The following is a 19884-nucleotide window of genomic DNA, read 5'->3' as shown; positions in this document are numbered from 1 at the left end:
GCAAGTCCGCGCGCCAACTGCGGTGACAATACGTGCTGGTCGCGCCGCCGTGGCGCCGGCCGCGAATCGATCGAGTCCTCCTCTCCATGTCGCTGTTTTCCTTGCGCAAAGCCCCGTCTTCGTCCAACGTTTCCGAACCCGCCGTGAACACGCCCCCCTCACCCAAGTCCACCGGCGCCAACGCCTCACACCCGCTGGACGCCGTGACCGGCGGTGCCTTCTCCGCACCCACGTCCGGAGAGCGCGCAGCGCGCATCCGCACCTGGCTGGCCACCGACCCCGCGTTGGACCAGATGAACGAGGTATTCAAGGAGCTCTCGCACCGCGACCGGGGCGCGGCCAAGCCACTGAAGGAAAAGCTCGACGAACTCAAGCGCCAGAAATCGCAAGAGCAGATGTCGGTGGAATGGGCGCAGAAGGCGCAGGCAATGATCGACCAGCCCCGCCTGAATCTGGCCGACGCGCTGGCCTGGCAGCGGGACGCCGCTCGCGCCGGTGCACCGCTCTCGCGCGAACCACTGGCCACGCTCAAGCAATCGCTGGCAGAGCGCGTGAAAGCCATTGAAGACCTGCAACACCGTGTGCAGGTCGAACGCGAGGCCGCCGTGCTGATTGCACAGCGCATCGAGGTGCTCTCCACCAAGCCCTGGCGCGATGCCCAGCAGATCGCCGAAACCTTGCGCGCCGACGTCGATCAGTGGCAGCAACAGGCCAGTGCGCTGATGCTGGACCCCCAGTGGGCCAGCGTGGACGTGAAGTTCCCGCCGATGCTCGACGCCTCGCGCCAACAGCTCCAGCTGGTCTGGGACGCTTTTGACGCTGCGCTTGCGCAGACCGTGGCTGCCGATGCCAACCCGCAGGCGCCGTTGCCCGCTGTTCCCGTCTGGGCGGACGAATTGCGCGCTGCGCGCGGACAGGAAACATCGGCCACCGCAGAGAAAAACGCACAGGACTCGCAGGCGCAGCAGGAGCGGCGCGCCCGGGCAGTCGCCGAACTCGACGCCGCCCTGGTTGTGCTGGAACGGGAGCTCGCAGAAGGCCATGGCAAGGCCACGCCCAAGGCCGCCGCCGATGTGCGCGGGCTGCTCAAGAGCCACGGACGTCTGGTCGGCGTGGCACTGGAGGGACGAGCCAATGCGGCCCTGGCCCAGGCCGGCGAACTCGAAGGCTGGCAGCGCTGGCGCGCCGACCAATTGCGCGAGGAACTCGTGGCCAAGGCAGAAGCCTTGTTGCAGGCACCGGAAGGCCAGCGACTGGGCGGGCGCAAGATGCAGGAAACCCTGCGCGCCCTGCGCGAACAATGGAAAACCACCGACCAGGGCGGCCAGCCCAACCACGCGCTGTGGAGGCGTTTCGACGAAGCCTGCACTGAGGCGCACAAGGTGGTTGAAGCCTGGCTGGTGCAAGTGCGCCAGCAGAGCGAGGCGCACAAAGCGCAGCGCCTGTCCATCATTGAAGAGCTGCGCGCCTGGACGGCGGCGCACGCAGAGAACACCGACTGGAAAGCCCAGGTGCGAGAGCTGCATGGATTTTCCGAACGCTGGCGCGAGGCTGGCCACCTGAGCGAGAAGGCATTTGCCGACATCCAGCCGGTTTGGAAAGAAGCCATGCACACGGCGCATGCACGTCTGGAAGCAGCGCAGGCCGAGAGCACGGCACGGCGCAAGGCCCTGATCGAAGAGGCCACTCAGCTTGGTGCCGCGCCCACGTTGCGCATCGACGCGGTCAAGGCCTTGCAGCAACGCTGGCAGGCCGAGGCCCACGCTGTGCCGCTGGAGCGAAAGCACGAGCAAAAGCTCTGGGAGGCGTTTCGCCAGCCCATCGACGAAGCGTTTGCCCGCAAGAGCACCGAGCGCGAAAAGGCCGTCAGCGCGCTCAGCGCGCACGATCAGCGTGTGCTCGACGCTTCGCGTGCCCTGGAGAACGCCAGTGCTGGAGGTGATGCGCAGCAGATTCGTGCCGCCATGGCCGCACTCGAAGCAGCCTTGAGTGCGCAGCGCGAGACACCGGCCCCGGCCGTGAAACACAAGCCGGAAGCCGCTGAAGCGGTGTCCGATGCAGCAACCACCGACGAACCAGCCACCGAAGCGGCAGCACCGGCGCCAGTTCCCGCCGCACCGCCTAAAAAGCTGGTGGCGATGCGGGGCGACGACCGCCCTGGTATGAAAAAGGCCGAGCCGGCAGGCCGCGATGCGCGCCGCGACGGCAAACCCGGTGGCCGGCCTGATGGTCGAGGCGGACCGCGCGATGCGCGCGGCCCAGCCGCACCCTGGCGCGAGGAACGCGAACCCCGAGGGCCGCGTCTGGGCGACGCGGCGTTCCGCGCGCAACGCCAGGCACTGGAAGCGGCGCAGACCAGCCTGCGCAAGCTTGCTGCACAGGCTCATGGCGAGGTGATCACCCAGCTCATGACTTCGTGGGAACAGCGCGATGCCGAACAACTGCCGACCGCGCAGGCGCTGGGCGCTCGGGTGAATGGCCCGAGCCGTGCGGCCTGGGTGGCGGCTCTGGCCAGGCCGGTCACGCCGCTGGGCAGTGAGACGCTGTTGCGCCTGGAAATGGCGGCTGAGGTGCCCACGCCGGCCGAGCACCTGAGTGAGCGCCGGATGCTGCAACTGCAGCTGCTCACACGCCGCCACGCCGCTGCACCGGCCGACACCTGGGTGGAAGACGTTGCCACCGTGCTCGCTTCACCCTTCGATGCGTCCGTCGCGCGCCGGCTTCAGAACGCGCTGAAGGCGCTCCTCAAGCGTTGATGTCTGTCGCGGCGCGAAAGAAGCCGTCGTACAACGGCACGAGTTCGGGAAATTCCAGGGCGAAGCGCTCGCGGTTGACGAAGTAGGCTTCGCAGGTCACTGCGAAGAATTCGGCAGGGTCTTTGGCCGCGTAGTCATCGAGCCATGGCACTTCGCCGCCGAAACGCTCGGCCATCAAGACCGCTTCGCGAAAGCGATCGTAGGCACCTTGCATGGTCTCGTGCCAGATGGCCTGGGCCCTCGCGCTCTGGCGCGTGCCCATGAAACCCGTGGGCAGGGGCGGCGCGCCATCGGGCGAGTCGCCCAGCCGCATACCCAGCATGTCCATCTTGTGGGCGAACTCGTGGATCACGACGTTGTGTCCATGGCGTGCCCGCTCGCCGGCATGTGACACGTCTTCCCAGCTCAGCATCAGGGGACCTCGATCCATGGCTTCGCCCGCAAGCACCTCGTCGTAGTGGTGAACCACGCCCGCGCTGTCGGTCGTCCTGCGTCGCGCCACCACGGCACAGGGCTGCACGACGATGCCTACGAAGTCGCCATACCAGTCCAGCAGGTCGCGTGGGTCACGCGCCGGCTCGCCGGAGACGCCGTGCATGTGCAGCAGCGGCAGGCAAGCCTGGGCCGCGATCGCCAGCGCCATGGCGTCAGACACCGACAGCCCGTTGGCGCCGTGGAACTCCTTCTCCATCAGGAAGTGCGCGCACAGCAGGCGAAGGCGTTCCTGCGCGGGAGCCGTCAGCTCGTTGAGGAATGGGTGCTCTGCCAGCGTACGTCGCCACAGTTCATCGGGCACCGGCGTGGGTCGGCGCAGCTTGCGCGGCAGCCAGCGTTGGACGAAGCCCATCATGCGCGACGTCCGTCCGTTCAGCGAATCAGCGGCAGGCGTTGCAAGCCACTTGCGTTGAGTCGCAACACCTCGGCGCGGGGAGGCGTGGCGGTGGCGTCCCAGTCACTGAGCACCACGCGCTGACATCCATCGCCCAGATGGATCTGGGTGGGCCGGTGCGTGTGGCCGTGAATCAGGGTGCTGGCCTGCGCCTGCTCCAGCCAGTCGCGTGCGGCCGCGGCGTCCACATCGGCCCACAGGCTCGGGTCGTGTCCGGTGAGCCGTTTGCGTGCCTCGCTTTGAGCGCGCAGTTCTCGCGCAATGGCCTCGCGTCGATCCAGCGGCTGGGCCAGGAATTCGAGTTGCCACGTCGTTTGCCGCACCTGCGCACGAAAGCGCATGTAGTCGGTGTCGTCCAGGCAGAGCGCGTCGCCGTGGCTGAGGAGCCAGCGCTGGTTCTGGAACATCAGCACGGTGGGATCAGCCAGGCCCTGCATGCCGCAGGCGTTCATGGCCTGCTGACCCAGCAGGAAGTCGCGGTTGCCGTGCAGAAAAAACACAGGCGTGTGCTGACCGTGGGCCTGCAGGGCAGCTGCGCAGCCGCGCTGGAAGCGGTGCTCATCGGTGGCGGGCGTTGCGGCGTCCAGCACGTCATCGCCCACCCACACCTCGAACAGATCACCCAGGATGAACAGCGCGTCGGCCGGCTCATACGATGGCATGTCCAGGTAGCGCTGGAACGTGGCGAAGGTTTCGGGCTCGCTGCTTTGGAGGTGCAGATCGGAAATGAAATCGACCGCTTGCCAGCTCGCGGGTGCGATCAGCTCGGCAAAGCGGTCGAGGGGGGTGTCGATCATGGAGGGCAGGGGCTTGGGCCCCGGCGATCAGAGCGCGACGGCTTTTTCGATCACCACGTCGTCCTTGGGCACGTCGTCGTGGAAACCCTTGCGGCCCGTGGGCAGGCCTTCGATCTTCTTGACGATCTCGGTGCCGGAGACCACCTTGCCGAACACCGCGTAACCCCAGCCCTGCGCGCTGGGGGCGGTGTGGTTGAGAAAGCCGTTGTTGGCGACGTTGATGAAGAACTGCGCGGTGGCGGAGTGCGGATCGCTGGTGCGTGCCATGGCCACGGTGTAGGTTTCGTTCTTCAGGCCATTGTTGGCTTCGTTGGCGATCGGCTTGTCGGTGGGCTTCTGGTTCATGCCCGGCTCGAAGCCGCCGCCCTGCACCATGAAGCCGGGAATCACGCGATGGAACACGGTGTTGTCGTAGTGCCCTTTGGCCACATAGGCGAGGAAGTTCGCGGTGGACTGGGGGGCTTTCTCGGCGTCGAGCTCCAGGGTGATGACGCCGTGACCGGCGATGTGCAGTTCGACTTGTGGATGGGCCATGTTATTTCTCCAGGGTGGCTTTGAGGATGGTGATGGGTTTCGTGGGCACGTTCTGGTGCATGCCCTGATCGCCGACGGGGGAGGCGCGGATCTTGTCCACGACGTCAAGACCCGAGACGACCTTGCCGAAGACGGCATAGCCGTAGCCGTCGGGCTTGGGGGCATTCAGGTTGGGGTTGTCCACCACGTTGATGAAGAACTGGGACGTGGCCGAGTTGGGGTTGGGCGTGCGCGCCATGGCAATGGCGCCGCGATCGTTCTTCAGTCCATTGCCGGCTTCGAGCGGAATCGGGGCCTTCGTCGGCTTTTGTTGCAGGTCGGGGGAGAAGCCGCCGCCCTGGATCATGAAATCGCTCATGACGCGGTGGAAGACCGTGCCGTCGTAGTGCTTGTCGCGCACGTACTGAAGAAAGTTCTCGACCGTTCTGGGGGCCTTGCCGGGGTTGAGTTCGACCACGATGTCGCCCATCGAGGTGCTCAGGCGGACCTTGGGGGCAGCTGCCGCCTGGGCCGATGCGGTCTGCGGCAAGCACATGGCCGCGCTGGCCACGACGGCCACGACGATCGCGCCCGCTCGGCGACGGGTGAGTCCTGGGGTGTACTCACGTTGGATCGCGGAATCGTTCATCAGATGCTTCCTTCGAAAAAGATGGTCCAGCGGTCGTGTTCGCGTGTCCAGTACTGGCGCTTGGTGACGCCGCGGGTCTGGCCAGCGGCCACCTCGCCAAAGGTGACGACCATGGTGTCGTTCTGGTCGCGCCAGCGCAGCATGGACACGTCCTTGAGCTGCAGCTCACGTGCGCCGCTGGAGCGAAGTTCACTCTCCACGCGAGGCCACCATTGGGCCAGATCGCGCCCCTGCGTACTGAAACGCCCGGAGTAAAACCCTTTGAGGCCGGCAAGATCACCCCCGCTTCGGGCACTGCGCCAGGCTTCGAGCGCGGATTCAAACTGGTCGCGTTCGCTGGACAGGGCCGCGGGCTCGACCCATTGCAGCTCGGGCGCGATCACCACCGGCGTGGTGCGGATCCGCACCGTGGCCAGCACGCGCTCCAGATCCGGGTTGGACAGCACCACACAGCCATCGGAGGCCAGCGGCGCGCGCGCAAACTGCTCGCTCGGCGTGCCGTGCAGCCAGATGCCGCTGCCGGTCTTGCCGCGTTGCACGTCCAGCGGATTGGGGTAGTTGATTGGCAACGCTCCCACGCCGTACAGGTCAGGCAGCTTGTCCGGGTTGAGCGTGCTGGTGATGAAGTAGACCCCGATCGGGGTGCGCTTGTCGCCCTCGATGGACTTTTCGATGCCTGAGAGGCCAACGGAAATGTAGAAGTCACCCAGCAGCTTGAGCCGAGGCGCGCCGCCTGCATGCTCCGATGGCTGCGTGGCGTTGAGGTTCTCGAACAGGTAGAGGCGCGATCGCGATGCATCGACCGCGATCGCGTGCCGGTTCTGTGCAGACAAGTGAAGAAACTGGCTGGGCACGCTGCCTTCGGGCGGGCGCTCGGTGAGCGCTCGCAGCCGGCGGCTGGATTCCTCCCGCAGCGTGGCGAGTTGCTTCGAGGCGGCCATGGCCTGCGTGTCGGGCACATCGCCGAGTCGACGCACCGGCCGGGCCTGAAGGCTGAGAAGGTCGCCGTGGACCAGTTGCGCCAACTGGAAGTTGGGGTGGTCGCGCACCAGCGCTTCCACCTGTGCCAACGCCTGGCGATGCCTGGCCTGGCCAATGAGCTGGTAGACCTCGATCAGCCTCGCCTCGGCTTGGCCCATCAGAGGACGCGCTTGCTTCAGGCGGTCCTCGGTCAGGCGCACCGGCAACAGCCCGGCGCGCAACGAATCGGCCGGTGCAGGGCTGGGATCGCTGTGTTTCGCCAGGGCGTTGTCGATGAGGGACGGCGTTGCGGCGGCGAGCTCGCTGTCTCTGTGGGCAGGCAGGTCGTTGATGCCGTAGGAGGCCATGGCGGCCAACAAGATGGCCGCAGCCATGAAGGCAAGCAGGCGACCCCAGGGCGATCGCCATCCGGTGCCAATGCCCGGCCCCATCAGGGAGGTCGGGAAACTGGCATGACCCCGTTGTGCGAGCCGCCGGCTGGTCATCAAGATCCCGTGGATTCCCGAACAATCAACCAGCGGTTCCCGCTCTTGACCAGTTCCAGCGTCTTGCGGCTGGTGACGTTCAGCGTGTCTGACGAGTATTCCTGGAGGAAGCGGGCGGTGGCGCGATCGGCGTTGACGGTGATCGCCAGATCGCTGACTTCAACGCTGATGCGCGAGCGCGGCACGATGCGAGCGCGGCGGTCGGCCTCCCAGGCGCTGCGCGACTGTCCGCCCGCCGGGGAGAAGTCGGGGCCGTAGGCCGCCAGGTACAGCGGCATCTTGCGGGACGACCAAGCCTCCGCCCAGGCTTTGATCGTGGACTCGACCGCCGCCTGAGCGTCGGCTGTTGTTGCCGGCGCAGGTGCGGGTGCGGGTGCAGCGGCAGGCTTGGACGCGGCCATTGGCGCAGCGGCAGCCACGGGCGGCTTGACGGCCGGTGGCGTTGCAGCGGGCGCGGCCGCCACCGAGCTGGCTGGGCGCGCGGCACCCGAAGAGCCAGCGGCGAACAGGTCGCGGATCAGGCTGAGCTTGGGCGCCACGGCGGTGTTGCTGGCGTCGAGTTGCAGGGCCTTGCTGTAAGCCTGGCTGGCCATCTTGGCGTAGACATCGCCCAGGTTCTCGTGCGCGGTGGCATAGCTCGGGTTGGTGCGGATCGCCATTTCCAGCGCGGCGCGGGCCTTGTCGAACTGGTTCTGGCTGGCATACAGGACAGCCAGATTGTTGTAGGGCTCGGGCAGCTCGGGGTAGTCCTCGGTGAGCTTGGCAAAGGTGGTGATCGCTTCGGTGGACTTGCCGCTCTCGGTCTGGATCACGCCCTTGAGGAATCGCATCTGCGGGTCGCGGGGCTTGGTTGCCAGGTATTGATCGACCTTGTACATCGCCTCGTTGTACTGGCCCGACCGGGCCAGACGATTCACTTCGGCGTAGTCTTCAGACTGCGCCCAGGCCAGCGGCGTGGCCAGGCTCATCAGCGCCACTGCGGCCCAATACAGGCGGCGCACGCGAACGGAGAAGAATGCAGGGGTGGCAGCGCCGAACCGGCCAGGCAAATGTTTCACGGGGTGGATCATGGGACCTCGAGAGGGGAAATCTGGGTGTCCGGCGATGGACGGGGCCAGTTGGACGTTGATCGAACGCGCGAAGCCGCGCAGAGGGCGCGGCCACGGGCTGGATATACTGACGAATTGTATCTGAGGGGGTCCCGTTTCCTTGACCGCGCCAGACCACAAGCGGCGTGTGCCGGGCCCGCTGCGCGCTGGATGCCATGCAGGGCGCGTGGCTTGCGTGCCAGGGTCCTGAAGCGCCTCCCGAAGCCCGAGTCAGCAGCCGTTTTCATGACCCTCAAAATTTACAACACGCTGTCGCGTCGCCTGGAGGCGTTCCAGCCGATCGAGCCCGGTCATGTGCGCATGTACGTCTGCGGCATGACGGTCTACGACCTGTGCCATCTCGGCCATGCGCGCTCGATGCTGGCCTTTGACGTCGTGCAGCGCTGGCTCCGCGCCACGGGTTACCGCGTCACCTATGTGCGCAACGTCACCGACATCGACGACAAGATCATTGCGCGCGCCATCAAGAACGGCGAGACCATCTCATCGCTGACCGACCGCATGGTGAAGGCCTTGCACCAGGACGCCGATGCGCTGGGCATCGAGCGGCCCACCCACGAACCGCGCGCCACGCGCTACGTGCCGCAAATGCTTTCGCTGATCGCTCGCCTGGAAGCCAAAGGGCTGGCCTACCGCGCTGAGGGCGGCGATGTGAACTTTGCGGTGCGCCGGTTTGAAGGCTACGGCAAGCTCTCGGGCAAATCGCTGGACGAGTTGCGAGCCGGCGAGCGCGTGGCGGTGACCGACGGCAAACATGACCCGCTGGATTTCGTGCTCTGGAAAGCCGCCAAGGCGGACGAGCCGGCCGAGGCCAAATGGGAAGGGGCCTACGGTACGGGCCGCCCGGGCTGGCACATCGAATGCTCGGCCATGAGTTGCGAGATGCTGGGCGAGACCTTCGACATCCATGGCGGTGGTGCCGACCTGCAGTTTCCCCACCACGAGAACGAGATCGCCCAGAGCGAGGGCGCCACCGGCCAGGCGCTGGCCCGTTACTGGATGCACAACGGCTTCGTGCGCGTGGACAACGAAAAGATGTCCAAGAGTCTGGGCAATTTCTTCACGATTCGCGAGGTGCTGGAGAAGTACGACCCCGAGACGGTGCGCTTCTTCGTGCTGCGAGCGCACTACCGCAGCGCCCTCAACTACAGCGACGTCCACCTGGACGATGCGCGTGGTGCGCTCAAGCGCCTGTACACCGCGCTCTCCCAGACGGCCCCCGCATTCATCGAAAAAATCGACTGGACCCAGCCGTACGCGCAGCGGTTCCGTGCGGCGATGGACGAGGACTTTGGCACGCCCGAGGCGGTGGCGGTCCTCTTCGAGCTGGCCAGCGACGTCAACCGCACCGGAGACGTGGCGCTGGCCGGGCAGCTTCGTGCGCTCGGAGGTGTGCTGGGTCTGTTGCAGGCCGATCCCTTGCAGTTCCTTCAGGGCGGCCGCGACAACGACGAGGTGGCGATTCGCACCTTGATCGAACAGCGCACCGCCGCCAAGGCCGCCAGAGACTTTGCCGAAGCCGACCGCATTCGCAAGGTCTTGCTGGACCAGGGCATCGTGCTCAAGGACAACCCGAGCGGCACCACCTGGGAGCGTGCCTGATGGCCACCGCCGTTGCGCTCGACGTGGTGCCCGAACCGCCGACCTACTGGGTGGATGCCTGCCGCCATCTGATGAAGCGCGACCGGGTGATGAAAAAACTCATTCCGCAGCACGGCAGCGCCTGCCTGCAGTCGCGCGGCGACGCTTTCGGCACGCTCGCTCGCAGCATCGTTGGCCAGCAGATCTCGGTGAAGGCCGCACAGTCGGTCTGGGACCGCTTTGCGCTGCTGTCCAGGAAGATGACGCCCGCGCAGGTGCTCAAACTCAAAGTGGATGACATGCGCGCAGCCGGACTTTCGGCGCGCAAGGTGGAATACCTGGTGGACCTGGCCCTGCATTTCGCCAACGACCAGGTGCACGTCAAGAGTTGGGCCACGATGGACGACGAAGCCATCATTGCCGAGCTGGTGGCCATTCGCGGCATTGGCCGATGGACGGCGGAGATGTTCCTCATTTTTCACTTGATGCGGCCCAACGTATTACCGTTGGACGACATCGGCTTGCAGAACGGCATCAGCCGGTGTTACTTCTCGGGCGAGCCAGTCAGCCGCAGCGAGATCCGTGAAGTGGCGAACTCGTGGGCGCCGTTCTGCAGCGTGGCAACTTGGTATATTTGGCGGTCGCTCGATCCGCTGCCGGTGAGTTATTGAGTTGTCTTCCGGGCTCACCGGGACGTCGTTGCAACAAGACCAAAGGAGCACACCTTGGCCAAAAGGAATTTTCTGGATTTCGAGCAGCCCATTGCCGAGCTCGAAACCAAGATCGAGGAACTTCGATATGTGCAGACCGAATCAGCGGTCGACATTTCCGAAGAAATCGAACAGCTTGCCGGCAAGAGCCTGCAACTCACCAAAGACATCTACAGCAGCCTCACGCCGTGGCAGATCACCAAGATCGCCCGCCACGCCGACCGTCCGTACACGCTGGACTACGTGCGTGAAATCTTCACGCATTTCGTGGAGCTGCACGGCGACCGCCACTTCTCCGATGACCTGAGCATCGTGGGCGGCATGGCGCGCTTCAATGGCCAGCCCTGCATGGTGCTGGGCCATCAGAAGGGGCGCGACACCAAGGAGCGCGGACTGCGCAATTTCGGCATGACCAAGCCCGAGGGCTACCGCAAGGCGTTGCGCCTCATGAAACTGGCCGAAAAGTTCAAGCTGCCGGTGTTTACCTTCGTGGACACGCCAGGTGCTTACCCCGGCATCGACGCGGAAGAGCGCGGCCAGTCCGAGGCCATTGGCCGCAACATCTTCGAGATGGCGCAACTCGAGGTGCCCATCATCTCCACCATCATTGGCGAAGGCGGTTCCGGCGGCGCGCTGGCCATCTCGGTGGCCGATCAGGTGTTGATGCTGCAGTACTCCGTGTATTCGGTGATCAGCCCCGAGGGTTGTGCCTCCATCCTGTGGAAGACCAGCGACCGCGCAAGCGACGCGGCCGATGCCCTGGGCATTACTGCTCATCGCCTCAAGGCGCTCGGTCTGGTGGACAAGATCGTCAACGAGCCCGTGGGTGGCGCTCATCGCGACCACAAGCAGATGGCGGCGTTCCTCAAACGTGCCCTGGGCGATGCCTGGCGCCAGGTGGCCGATCTCAAGGTCAAGGAACTGCTGGAGCGCCGCCATGCGCGCCTCAACAGCTACGGCCGATTCATCGACACCAAGGCCGACGCCAAGGACAAGCGCTGAGGTGAAATCCGAAGGCCACGCAGAGGCCAGCCCCTGCGAGCAGGCGTTGGCGGCGTGGTGTGAGCGGTTCCCTGTGAGTTCCAGCGGGAGGGTGGCGGTGGCGTACAGCGCCGGCGCCGATTCGACTGCATTGCTGCTGGCTGCGGCCAGCCGATGGCCCGGCCGTGTGACGGCCCTGCATGTGCACCACGGTTTGCAGGCCGCCGCGCATGCCTTCGAGACGCATGCACGCGCATTCAGCGAACGGCACGGCGTGCCATTGCAGGTGATGCACGTAGATGCCTCCCATGAGCCGGGACAAAGTCCGGAAGACGCCGCGCGGCAGGCGCGCTACGCCGCATTGGCGGACATGGCGCATTCGGCGAGGGCGGTCTGCGTGTTGCTGGGCCAGCACGCAGACGACCAGGCCGAGACACTTTTGCTCGCGCTGAGCCGGGGCGCTGGGTTGCCTGGCCTGGCGTCCATGTCTGAGCGTTTCGAACGGCATGGCGTGGCATTCGGGCGGCCACTCCTGGCGACTCCGACGGCCACCTTGCGGCGCTGGCTCCTGGACCACGGCCATCCGTTTGTTGAAGATCCCAGCAACGCCGACGAACGCTTCACCCGCAACCGCATCCGCGCCGTGCTCATGCCCGCCTGGGACGCCTGCTTCCCAGGCTTTCGGCCCATGCTTGCGCGCAGTGCCAGGCATGCCGCACAGGCGCAGCGACTGCTGGATGAACTCGCGGCCATCGACCTTGCTCGCACGGGCGTGCCTCCGGCCATCGACGCCTTGCAGGCACTCTCGCGCGACCGTCAGGGCAATGCCTTGCGTGCGTGGTTGAAACAGGAAGGTGTGGCCGCCAGTGCGGCGCAACTTGACGAGCTGCTCGACCAGATTGCCGACTGCACCACGCGCGGTCATGGCATCCGGCTCAAGGTGGCCCTCGGTCTCGTCAGCCGCCAGGGCGCGCACCTGCGTTACCTGCCGCCGCTGCAACCCCCCACCCTATAATCTCAGGGTTTTGCCTGATGGCGTCCCATGAAGAGGGCGTCCAGAGACGATCTCTCTCTTTTCACTTCGATCCAACCCCGATGGCTTTGATAGTTCACAAGTACGGCGGCACCTCCATGGGGTCGACCGAGCGCATCCGCAACGTGGCACGGCGTGTGGCCAAGTGGCACCGGGCCGGCAACCAGCTCGTGGTGGTACCCAGCGCCATGAGCGGCGAAACCAACCGCCTGCTGGGCCTGGCCAAGGAACTGGCCCCCACCAAAACCGGCACCGCCTACGGGCGCGAACTCGACATGCTGGCCGCCACGGGCGAGCAAGCCTCGTCCGCGCTGCTCGCTATCGCCCTGCAAGCCGAAGGCATCGAGGCGGTCAGCTATGCAGGCTGGCAAGTGCCGATCAAGACCAACAGCGCCTTCACCAAGGCACGCATCGAATCCATCGACGATGCCCGCATCCGCGCCGACCTGAACGCGGGCAAGGTCGTCATCGTCACCGGCTTCCAGGGGGTGAACCCTGACGGTCACATCACCACGCTGGGCCGTGGTGGCAGCGACACCTCCGCCGTGGCCGTGGCGGCAGCGCTCAAGGCCGCCGAGTGCCTTATCTACACCGACGTGGACGGTGTCTACACCACCGACCCGCGCGTCGTGCCCGAGGCGCGTCGACTGCAGCGAGTGAGCTTTGAAGAGATGCTGGAGATGGCCAGCATGGGCAGCAAGGTGCTGCAGATCCGCTCGGTGGAATTTGCCGGCAAGTACAAGGTGCCGTTGCGCGTGCTCTCCAGTTTCACGCCTTGGGACATCGACCTGAACGAAGAAGCCGCCTCTGGCACCCTGATCACTTTTGAGGAAGACGAAGACATGGAACAAGCCATCGTTTCGGGCATTGCATTCAACCGCGACGAAGCCAAGATCTCGGTGCTCGGCGTGCCCGACACCCCCGGCATCGCCTACCAGATCCTCGGTGCCGTGGCCGATGCCAACATCGAGGTCGACGTGATCATCCAGAACCTGAGCAAGGACGGCAAGACCGACTTCAGTTTCACGGTGCACAGAAACGACTACCAGAAGACGCTGGACTTGCTCAAGGCCAAGGTCGTGCCGGCGCTGGGCGCGGCCGAGGTGGTGGGCGACGCGCGCATTTGCAAGGTCAGCATCGTGGGTATCGGCATGCGCAGCCATGTTGGCGTGGCCAGCCGCATGTTCAAGTGCCTGAGCGTGGAGGGCATCAACATCCAGATGATCTCCACTTCCGAGATCAAGACTTCGGTGGTGATCGACGAGAAATACATGGAACTGGCGGTGCGTTCCCTGCACCGCGAATTCGACCTCGACCAGACAGCCGACACCATTGCAAGCTGAGGCATAATACGCAGCTTCCGGAGCGATGACCGAGTGGCCGAAGGTGCTCCCCTGCTAAGGGAGTATGGGGTGTAGAGCCTCATCGAGGGTTCGAATCCCTCTCGCTCCGCCAGATCCCAGAAAGAAGCACTCCTGAGCGTGCTTCTTTTTTTTTGAATGAACGCAGGCTGCCGGCGTTCATGGTGAATCGGCGGGCGGGTTCGTGCGCTGCTTGAGGCGGGGGACAATCAGGAAAGCCAGGCCGACCACGCTGCCCAGAATCAAATGAATCGCGATGTTCCCCAGGCTCAGGGGAGTTCCGTTCATGGCCAGCGAGAGCGTACCGAAGGCTGCGCCAATCCAGAAACCGACATACAGGGGCGTGAGCGCGCGCAACAGCCAGCGCAGTTTGCGCGTCAGCAGCAAGGCCACGCAGGCAATCACCAGCAACACAGCGACTTCGGTCGCTGCACCAAAGCTCCACCTGGCGATCGCGAAGAGGGCGAACACGCCCACCAGGTAGAGGCCGAACCGGGGTGAAATGGACTCATAGCCTTCGGAGGAAGCGGCGCCCTGGAGAATCTCCTGGTCCCTTCGCGCCTGCCCCGCACCACGCCCCATGGCTTCGTCCAGGCTCTGGGCCGGGCGGGTCGGGATGCCACGGTAGCCCTCCGAGTCGCCGCGTTGCTGCTGATGGAATCCCATTGCATGCTCCTGTGAGGGTGAAATGCCAGCGAACAATATCGTTGAAAACCCCTGCTGACACAATCCCCGCATGCCAAGCAGCCCCACCGCCGCCATCTCCACGACCGCCTTCGCCACGCTGGTGCTCATCGCTTTCATGATGGGAGCCAACCACGTTGCAGCTCGGCTGGCATTCGACAGCGGGGTGAGCGTGGCCACGGCAGTGGCTTTTCGAAGTTGCGTCACCGCGCTGGTGGTGGGCCTCATTCTGGTGGCTTACCGGGTTCCGATGAGCCTGCAGGCGCGGCACCGCAAGGCGCTGCCGGTCATCGGCCTGCTGGTGGGTATGCAAAGCCTCTGCCTGTACGCCTCGGTGGCGCGGCTGCCGGTGGCATTGGCGCTGCTCGCCTTCAACACCTACCCTCTGTGGACGGCGTTGTGGGCGCGCGTGGTCTATGGCCAGCGCGCCGCGCCACGCGTGCTGCGCGCGATGCCGGTGATGCTGATCGGGCTGGCGCTGGCGCTGGATGTGTCTGGCGCCGCCTCGGGCCTGGGTGCATCGGGCCACTGGTCGCGCATCGGCGTGGGCGTGGCTTTTGCGCTCGCCGCCGCCGCCACCTTCGGCATGGCGCTGGTGGTCACACAGCACGAGACGGCCGATCTCGATGGGCGACTGCGCACCACGACGACCATGGCGATCGTGGCGGTGATGGCGCTCATCGCCACCAGCTTCCAGGGTGGCCTGGCGCTGCCGCAGGCGCCCATGGGCTGGGTGGGCTTGCTGGGGCTCACCTTCCTCTACGGCACCGCCTTCACCATCATGTTCACGGTGTTGCCCAGGCTGGGCGTGGTGGGGAACTCGGCCATCATGAACATCGAGCCCATCTTTGCGCTGGTGTTGGCCTGGGCCATTCTTGGCCAGTCGATCGCGCTGGTGCAGGTGGCCGGCGGGCTGGTGGTGGTGGCCACGGTGATGTGGCTCGGCTTGCGCAAAGGCTGAGCCTGGTCCTTACTCGGGGTCGACCGAGGCGCTCCAGCGGTCGTTCCAGTCGGGCGGCGTGTCGCGCAAGTCCTGTATGTGGCGGCGGTCGCGCTTGGTCGGGCGACCCAGCGGCTGGCTGTGGGCGGGTTCGGGGGCCAGGCGGCGCAACTCGGCGGCCGCGCTGCGCTGCAGCAGCGATTCGGCGGTTTCCTCGAACAGCAGGGCGGCCACCGGCGCCGGGCCGCGCACACCGCTCAAGCCCCGCACGACCACAGTGCGCACTTCGTGGCCAATGCGCAGTTCCAGCACGTCGCCGGTCTTCACATCGCGTGAGGGCTTCACGTTCGCGCCGTTGAGTTTCACGCGGCCCTTGTCGATCTCTTCGCTGCTGAGGCTGCGTGTCTTGTAGAAGCGGGCGGCCCAGAGCCATTTGTCCAGGCGAACCTTGGTGGAGGTGTCAGGAGAGGTCTTCATGTCTCGGTGGGTATGAGCGACAGGGGCAGGCGAACGGTGGCGTCCAGCCCGCGAACCTGGCCGTGTTGCACGCGGTTGTCCAGGTCGATGCTGCCGTTCAGCGAATTCACGATCTCGCGGCAGATGGCGAGTCCCAGGCCCGAGCCGGACAGGCTGGGGCCCCGGCTGTGGTCGGTGGCGAAAGGCTGGAACAGCCGTTCTCGCAGGGCCGGCGAGATGCCTGGCCCGTCGTCGCTCACGGTGAGGGCGGCGGTTTGTCCATCGGTGATGAGCGAGACCGCTAGCCGCGAGGCCACGGGCGTGTTCTTGATGGCGTTGTGCAGCAGGTTGCGGCTGAGTTCGCGCAGGGCCCATTCGTGCGCCTGGACCGGCGCAGCGCGCGCGTCGAGCGAGAAATCGAGCGAGCGATCGGCAATCAGCGCAGAGAGGTCGAGCGCGACGGCGCGCAACACGTCCGACCAGTCCACCACCGGTGTGCTCTTTTCCTGTCGCAGCTGTTCCACCTTGGCCAGCGCAAGCATTTGATTGGCCAGCTCGGTGGCGCGGTCCACGGTGTGGCCGATTTCTTCCAGCGCCTGCATGGGCTCGACGTCGCCGCGCCGGGCCGACTGGACTTGTGTCTTGAGCACCGCCAGCGGCGTGCGCAGTTGGTGCGAGGTGTCGCGCACGAAGCGCTTCTGGTGATCAAGCAGGTGGGCCAGACGCTGCATGTGCTGGTTGGTGGCATCCAGCAAAGGACGCAGTTCGCGTGGCGCACCATCGGTAGGCAACGGGGACAGGTCGTTCTCGCTGCGCGCGCCCAGGGCGTGGCTCACGGCGCGCACGGGCTTGGTCGCGCGCTGCACCACGAACACCACCACCAGCACGATCACGATCACCAGCACCGCCTGCCGCCAGAGCGTGTCGATCAGGATCTGGCGGGCCAGTGTCTGCCGCAGCTCCAGCGTTTCGGCCACCTGGATGGTGGCCATGCCCAGCCCTTCGACACCGGCCACGGGTTGTAGCAGCACCGCCATGCGCACTGGAACGCCTCGGTACTCGTCGTCGTAGAAATTCACCAGAGCGGCGTAGATGTTCTTGGCCGGGATGTCGCCGCGCCAGGGAGGCAGGTCTTCAAAGCCGGAGACCATTTCACCGTCAAAGCCGCTCACTCGGTAGAACAACCGACTGCGGTTGTCCGCCTCGAAGGCTTCAAGCGCCGAATAGAGCAGGGTGGACTGCACGCTCGCGCTTTCGCCCTTGCCCGACACCTGCAACTGCTCGCCCAGCGACTTGGCCGTGGCCAGCAGCGTGCGATCGTAGGCCGTGTCGGCGGCGGCCAGCGCCTGGCGGTACAGCACCACGGTGTTGATGAGCACGAAGGCAAACACGGGCAGCAGGATGCCCAGCAACAGGGTGCGGCGCAGCGAGGTGGTCGCAGGACGTTTCATCAGGGGTCGGACTTCAGCAGATAGCCCAGTCCACGCAGCGTGACCAGTTGGGCGCCGGTGTGCGCGATCTTCTTGCGCAGCCGGTAGGCCACCACCTCAATGGCTTCGGGCTGAACCTGGCTTTCACCAGGAAACACCAGTTCGAACAGCCGCTCCTTGGCGATGGCGTGCCCGGGCTTGCCGAGCAGCGCTCGCAGCAAGGCCAGTTCACGCGGTGCCAGTTCCATGGGCTGGCCATCGAAATACACGGCGCCACTGTCTTTGTCCACCAGCATGCCGCACCACAACGGCGTGGCCGGCGCTGTGCTGGCGGTGCGGCGCACCAGGGCGCGCAACCGGGCTTCGAGTTCGTCCAGATCGAAAGGCTTGGGCAGGTAGTCGTCGGCCCCGGTGTTCAGGCCCAGGATGCGGTCGCCCACGGTGCCGCGGGCCGTGAGGATGATGACCGGGGTGGTGAGCCCGGCCGCACGGGCCTGGCTGAGCACTTCCAGGCCGTCCAGCCCGGGCAGGCTCAGGTCCAGCAGCACCGCGTCGGGCAGGCTGGCCTGCCACAGGGCCAGGGCCCGGGCGCCGTCGTCACAGCCCAGCACCTGCATGCCACGCCGCTCGAAGCTGCGGCGCAGAGTGGTCTGCATGGTGGGGTTGTCTTCGATCAGCAGCAGCTTCATCTGGCAGCGATTATGGGGGCGTGGAACGGGTGACCGGGCCTGCGGCCTAGGGTTTGTCCGTAGGCGTCGGACAGCGAACTGACAGCGTGCAGGCGCAACATGCGACTGGTCGATTCACCCCCAAGGAGACAAGCCATGCGTCGCGATACCTTCCTCAAATCCCTGGCCGCCCTGGCGGCCGCCGGTGCCCTGCCGAATGCGGCCTGGGCCAACGCCAACATCAAGATGATGATTCCCGCCAACCCCGGTGGTGGCTGGGACGGCACGGGCCGCGCGCTCGGCGAAGCCCTGCGCGATGCGGGCGTGGCCTCTTCGGTCACCTTCGAAAACAAAGGCGGTGCCGCCGGTGCGATTGGCCTGGCGCAGTTCTACAACGCCAGCAAGGGCGACCCCAACGCGCTGATGGTGATGGGCGCCGTGATGCTCGGCGGCCTGATCACCGGCAAGCCGCCGGTGTCCGTCACGCAGCTCACGCCCATTGCGCGGCTGACCACCGAATACAACGTGTTCGTGCTGCCGGAGAACTCGCCCCTGAAGACCATGAAGGACGTGGTCGAGCAGCTCAAGAAGGACCCGGGCAGCGTCAAGTGGGGGGGCGGATCACGCGGCGCCACCGAGCACATCGCGGCAGCGCAGATCGCCCAGGCGGTGGGCGTGCCGGCTTCCAAGATCAACTACGTGCCGTTCCGTGGCGGCGGCGAGGCCACGGCAGCCATCCTGGGTGGCAACGTCACCATCGGAGGCAGCGGCTACAGCGAGTTCCAGCAGTACATCGAGAGCGGCAAGATGCGCGCGATCGCGGTGACCTCGGGCCAGCGCGTGAAAGGCATCAACGTGCCCACGCTGAAAGAGCAGGGCATCGACGTGGAGATCGGCAACTGGCGCGGCGTTTACGGCGCGGCCGGCATCACACAGGCCCAGCGCGACGCGTTGACCGCCATGGTGATCAAGGCCACGCAGAGCAAGGCCTGGGCCGCCGCCATCGAGAAAAACAACTGGACGCCAGCGCTGCTCACCGGCAAAGCCTTCGACGAGTTCGTGGACAAGGACTTCTCTTCGCTGCGCGCCACGATGGTGCGCGCCGGCATGGTTTGAATTCGGTCTTCCCCCTGCGCCCCTGACGCGGCTTCCTCCCTCTCTGGCGCGCCTTTGGCGCTGGGAGGGGGGACGACAGCTTGGGCCGGCGTAGCCGTCCCTTGCTGTCTCTGGACGGGGACACTTCGCTTGTTGCTTGTCTTCGCTCCCTCTCCCTCCGGGAGAGGGTTGGGGTGAGGGCCTCGGCCCCGCCGACTTTCGATGAACACTGACATGGAAACTCTCGATCCCCAACCTCAGAACACGCATCGGACCGGCCAGCTGGCCGTGGCCGTGGGGGCGCTGGTGGTCGCTGCCGTGCTCGCTTATGGCGCAACCGATATTTCGTCGGATTCGGGTTACGCGGGTGTGGGCCCGAACTTTCTGCCTTGGGTGATCAGCGTGGCGCTGGGCCTGTGCGGTGTGATGCTGCTGTGGGAGGTGTGGCGCGGTGGCTACCGCAACATGCCGGAGCCTTCGGGCGCCGCGCGCGGTGACTGGCGCTCGCTGGCCTGGGTGTCCGCGGGTGTGCTGCTCAACGCAGCGCTCATCACCACCATCGGCTTCATCCTCAGTTGCTCGCTGTGCTTCGTGCTCGCGGTGCGCGGCCTGCGTGCCAGCGAAGGCAAGCCCGCAGGCGGGGCGCAGCAGACTTTGAAGGACTGCGTCATCGGCATCGTCATTTCCGCGCCGGTGTTCTGGCTGTTCACGAAGGTGCTGGCGGTCAACCTGCCTGGCATCACAGCCTCTGGATGGATCTGACGCC

General features: G+C 65.8%; 19 protein-coding genes and 1 tRNA gene. 10 read left to right on the top strand and 10 right to left on the bottom strand.

The features are described from left to right. The first annotated feature begins 86 nt into the window (after window positions 1-86). Window positions 87-2756 carry a DUF349 domain-containing protein gene (locus tag AB7F11_RS04915; protein ID WP_428289687.1) on the top strand — a complete coding sequence of 890 codons (2670 nt, stop codon included), beginning with the start codon at window positions 87-89 and terminating at the stop codon, window positions 2754-2756. Here AB7F11_RS04915 and AB7F11_RS04910 read toward each other — a convergent pair. The 6 genes from AB7F11_RS04910 to AB7F11_RS04885 all read right to left on the bottom strand — a co-directional run bounded on the left by AB7F11_RS04910 (window position 2746) and on the right by AB7F11_RS04885 (window position 8038). Next, window positions 2746-3606: a zinc-dependent peptidase gene (locus AB7F11_RS04910; RefSeq protein ID WP_428289686.1), complete on the bottom strand. Its 861-nt coding sequence runs from the start codon at window positions 3604-3606 to the stop codon at window positions 2746-2748. The genes AB7F11_RS04915 and AB7F11_RS04910 overlap by 11 nt on opposite strands. Window positions 3607-3623: 17 nt before the next feature. After that, on the bottom strand, window positions 3624-4442 hold the full coding sequence (locus AB7F11_RS04905; RefSeq protein ID WP_428289685.1) for a UDP-2,3-diacylglucosamine diphosphatase: 819 nt from the start codon (window positions 4440-4442) through the stop codon (window positions 3624-3626). A gap of 27 nt (window positions 4443-4469) precedes the next feature. Further along, a complete protein-coding gene (locus AB7F11_RS04900; protein ID WP_428289684.1) occupies window positions 4470-4976 on the bottom strand; it encodes a peptidylprolyl isomerase in 507 nt (168 codons plus the stop codon). A gap of 1 nt (window position 4977) precedes the next feature. Next, window positions 4978-5511, bottom strand: a complete 534-nt coding sequence (locus AB7F11_RS04895; RefSeq protein ID WP_428289728.1) for a peptidylprolyl isomerase — start codon at window positions 5509-5511, stop codon at window positions 4978-4980. Between the two features lie 92 nt (window positions 5512-5603). Next, window positions 5604-6959, bottom strand: a complete 1356-nt coding sequence (locus tag AB7F11_RS04890) for a L,D-transpeptidase family protein (RefSeq protein ID WP_428289683.1) — start codon at window positions 6957-6959, stop codon at window positions 5604-5606. Between the two features lie 110 nt (window positions 6960-7069). Next, window positions 7070-8038 (bottom strand): tetratricopeptide repeat protein, encoded by a 969-nt coding sequence (locus AB7F11_RS04885; protein ID WP_428289727.1) that lies wholly within the window; start codon window positions 8036-8038, stop codon window positions 7070-7072. A gap of 366 nt (window positions 8039-8404) precedes the next feature. Between AB7F11_RS04885 and cysS the strand changes: the two genes are divergently transcribed. From cysS to AB7F11_RS04855, 6 genes are all read left to right on the top strand, one after another. Beyond that, a complete protein-coding gene (cysS, locus tag AB7F11_RS04880; RefSeq protein WP_428289682.1) occupies window positions 8405-9781 on the top strand; it encodes a cysteine--tRNA ligase in 1377 nt (458 codons plus the stop codon). Continuing rightward, window positions 9781-10431, top strand: a complete 651-nt coding sequence (locus AB7F11_RS04875; protein WP_428289681.1) for a DNA-3-methyladenine glycosylase family protein — start codon at window positions 9781-9783, stop codon at window positions 10429-10431. Before cysS ends, AB7F11_RS04875 begins: the two co-directional genes overlap by 1 nt. Window positions 10432-10485: 54 nt before the next feature. Further along, a complete protein-coding gene (locus AB7F11_RS04870; protein WP_428289680.1) occupies window positions 10486-11472 on the top strand; it encodes an acetyl-CoA carboxylase carboxyltransferase subunit alpha in 987 nt (328 codons plus the stop codon). Between the two features lies 1 nt (window position 11473). Next, window positions 11474-12466, top strand: coding sequence for a tRNA lysidine(34) synthetase TilS (tilS, locus tag AB7F11_RS04865; protein ID WP_428289679.1), 993 nt, complete (start codon window positions 11474-11476; stop codon window positions 12464-12466). A gap of 80 nt (window positions 12467-12546) precedes the next feature. Beyond that, the gene (locus tag AB7F11_RS04860) at window positions 12547-13827 is read left to right on the top strand and encodes an aspartate kinase (RefSeq protein WP_428289678.1); all 1281 of its coding nucleotides are present in this window, start codon (window positions 12547-12549) and stop codon (window positions 13825-13827) included. Window positions 13828-13846: 19 nt separating this feature from the next. After that, window positions 13847-13939: transfer RNA gene (locus tag AB7F11_RS04855), tRNA-Ser, on the top strand. Between the two features lie 65 nt (window positions 13940-14004). On the opposite strand, the gene AB7F11_RS04850 is transcribed toward AB7F11_RS04855, so the two are convergent. Then, complete coding sequence (locus AB7F11_RS04850) at window positions 14005-14511, bottom strand: hypothetical protein (RefSeq protein WP_428289677.1); 507 nt, start codon at window positions 14509-14511, stop codon at window positions 14005-14007. 70 nt (window positions 14512-14581) lie between these two features. Between AB7F11_RS04850 and AB7F11_RS04845 the strand changes: the two genes are divergently transcribed. Further along, window positions 14582-15490 (top strand): EamA family transporter, encoded by a 909-nt coding sequence (locus AB7F11_RS04845; RefSeq protein ID WP_428289676.1) that lies wholly within the window; start codon window positions 14582-14584, stop codon window positions 15488-15490. A 9-nt stretch (window positions 15491-15499) separates the two neighbouring features. Here AB7F11_RS04845 and AB7F11_RS04840 read toward each other — a convergent pair whose 3' ends face one another. From AB7F11_RS04840 to AB7F11_RS04830, 3 genes are read right to left on the bottom strand one after another with little or no spacing between them, the layout of a single operon-like run. Next, window positions 15500-15946 (bottom strand): RNA-binding S4 domain-containing protein, encoded by a 447-nt coding sequence (locus tag AB7F11_RS04840; protein WP_428289675.1) that lies wholly within the window; start codon window positions 15944-15946, stop codon window positions 15500-15502. Further along, on the bottom strand, window positions 15943-17376 hold the full coding sequence (locus AB7F11_RS04835) for a sensor histidine kinase (protein WP_428289674.1): 1434 nt from the start codon (window positions 17374-17376) through the stop codon (window positions 15943-15945). Before AB7F11_RS04835 ends, AB7F11_RS04840 begins: the two co-directional genes overlap by 4 nt. Continuing rightward, a complete protein-coding gene (locus AB7F11_RS04830; protein WP_428289673.1) occupies window positions 17376-18044 on the bottom strand; it encodes a response regulator transcription factor in 669 nt (222 codons plus the stop codon). The genes AB7F11_RS04835 and AB7F11_RS04830 overlap by 1 nt, the downstream gene beginning before the upstream one ends. Window positions 18045-18179: 135 nt before the next feature. On the opposite strand from AB7F11_RS04830, the gene AB7F11_RS04825 reads away from it, so the two are divergent. Further along, window positions 18180-19139 carry a Bug family tripartite tricarboxylate transporter substrate binding protein gene (locus AB7F11_RS04825; RefSeq protein ID WP_428289672.1) on the top strand — a complete coding sequence of 320 codons (960 nt, stop codon included), beginning with the start codon at window positions 18180-18182 and terminating at the stop codon, window positions 19137-19139. Window positions 19140-19352: 213 nt separating this feature from the next. Next, a complete protein-coding gene (locus AB7F11_RS04820) occupies window positions 19353-19880 on the top strand; it encodes a tripartite tricarboxylate transporter TctB family protein (protein WP_428289671.1) in 528 nt (175 codons plus the stop codon). The last annotated feature ends 4 nt before the right edge of the window (window positions 19881-19884 follow it).

This window comes from Hydrogenophaga sp. (assembly GCF_050250835.1).
Taxonomy (GTDB): domain Bacteria; phylum Pseudomonadota; class Gammaproteobacteria; order Burkholderiales; family Burkholderiaceae_C; genus Hydrogenophaga.
Note: the sequence above shows the minus strand (reverse complement) of the source record. Positions and strands in the feature narration are given on the sequence as shown.

Bases quoted from the DNA above. Each gene is read 5' to 3' on its own strand.
- AB7F11_RS04850 (WP_428289677.1), bottom strand. From the start codon at position 14,511: ATGGGATTCCATCAGCAGCAACGCGGCGACTCGGAGGGCTACCGTGGC.
- AB7F11_RS04845 (WP_428289676.1), top strand. From the start codon at position 14,582: ATGCCAAGCAGCCCCACCGCCGCCATCTCCACGACCGCCTTCGCCACG.
- AB7F11_RS04875 (WP_428289681.1), top strand. From the start codon at position 9,781: ATGGCCACCGCCGTTGCGCTCGACGTGGTGCCCGAACCGCCGACCTAC.
- AB7F11_RS04830 (WP_428289673.1), bottom strand. From the start codon at position 18,044: ATGAAGCTGCTGCTGATCGAAGACAACCCCACCATGCAGACCACTCTG.
- AB7F11_RS04885 (WP_428289727.1), bottom strand. From the start codon at position 8,038: ATGAGCCTGGCCACGCCGCTGGCCTGGGCGCAGTCTGAAGACTACGCC.
- AB7F11_RS04825 (WP_428289672.1), top strand. From the start codon at position 18,180: ATGCGTCGCGATACCTTCCTCAAATCCCTGGCCGCCCTGGCGGCCGCC.
- AB7F11_RS04895 (WP_428289728.1), bottom strand. From the start codon at position 5,511: ATGTGCTTGCCGCAGACCGCATCGGCCCAGGCGGCAGCTGCCCCCAAG.
- AB7F11_RS04820 (WP_428289671.1), top strand. From the start codon at position 19,353: ATGGAAACTCTCGATCCCCAACCTCAGAACACGCATCGGACCGGCCAG.
- cysS (WP_428289682.1), top strand. From the start codon at position 8,405: ATGACCCTCAAAATTTACAACACGCTGTCGCGTCGCCTGGAGGCGTTC.
- AB7F11_RS04890 (WP_428289683.1), bottom strand. From the start codon at position 6,959: ATGGCTGCGGCCATCTTGTTGGCCGCCATGGCCTCCTACGGCATCAAC.
- AB7F11_RS04915 (WP_428289687.1), top strand. From the start codon at position 87: ATGTCGCTGTTTTCCTTGCGCAAAGCCCCGTCTTCGTCCAACGTTTCC.
- AB7F11_RS04860 (WP_428289678.1), top strand. From the start codon at position 12,547: ATGGCTTTGATAGTTCACAAGTACGGCGGCACCTCCATGGGGTCGACC.
- AB7F11_RS04900 (WP_428289684.1), bottom strand. From the start codon at position 4,976: ATGGCCCATCCACAAGTCGAACTGCACATCGCCGGTCACGGCGTCATC.
- AB7F11_RS04835 (WP_428289674.1), bottom strand. From the start codon at position 17,376: ATGAAACGTCCTGCGACCACCTCGCTGCGCCGCACCCTGTTGCTGGGC.
- AB7F11_RS04910 (WP_428289686.1), bottom strand. From the start codon at position 3,606: ATGATGGGCTTCGTCCAACGCTGGCTGCCGCGCAAGCTGCGCCGACCC.
- AB7F11_RS04905 (WP_428289685.1), bottom strand. From the start codon at position 4,442: ATGATCGACACCCCCCTCGACCGCTTTGCCGAGCTGATCGCACCCGCG.
- AB7F11_RS04840 (WP_428289675.1), bottom strand. From the start codon at position 15,946: ATGAAGACCTCTCCTGACACCTCCACCAAGGTTCGCCTGGACAAATGG.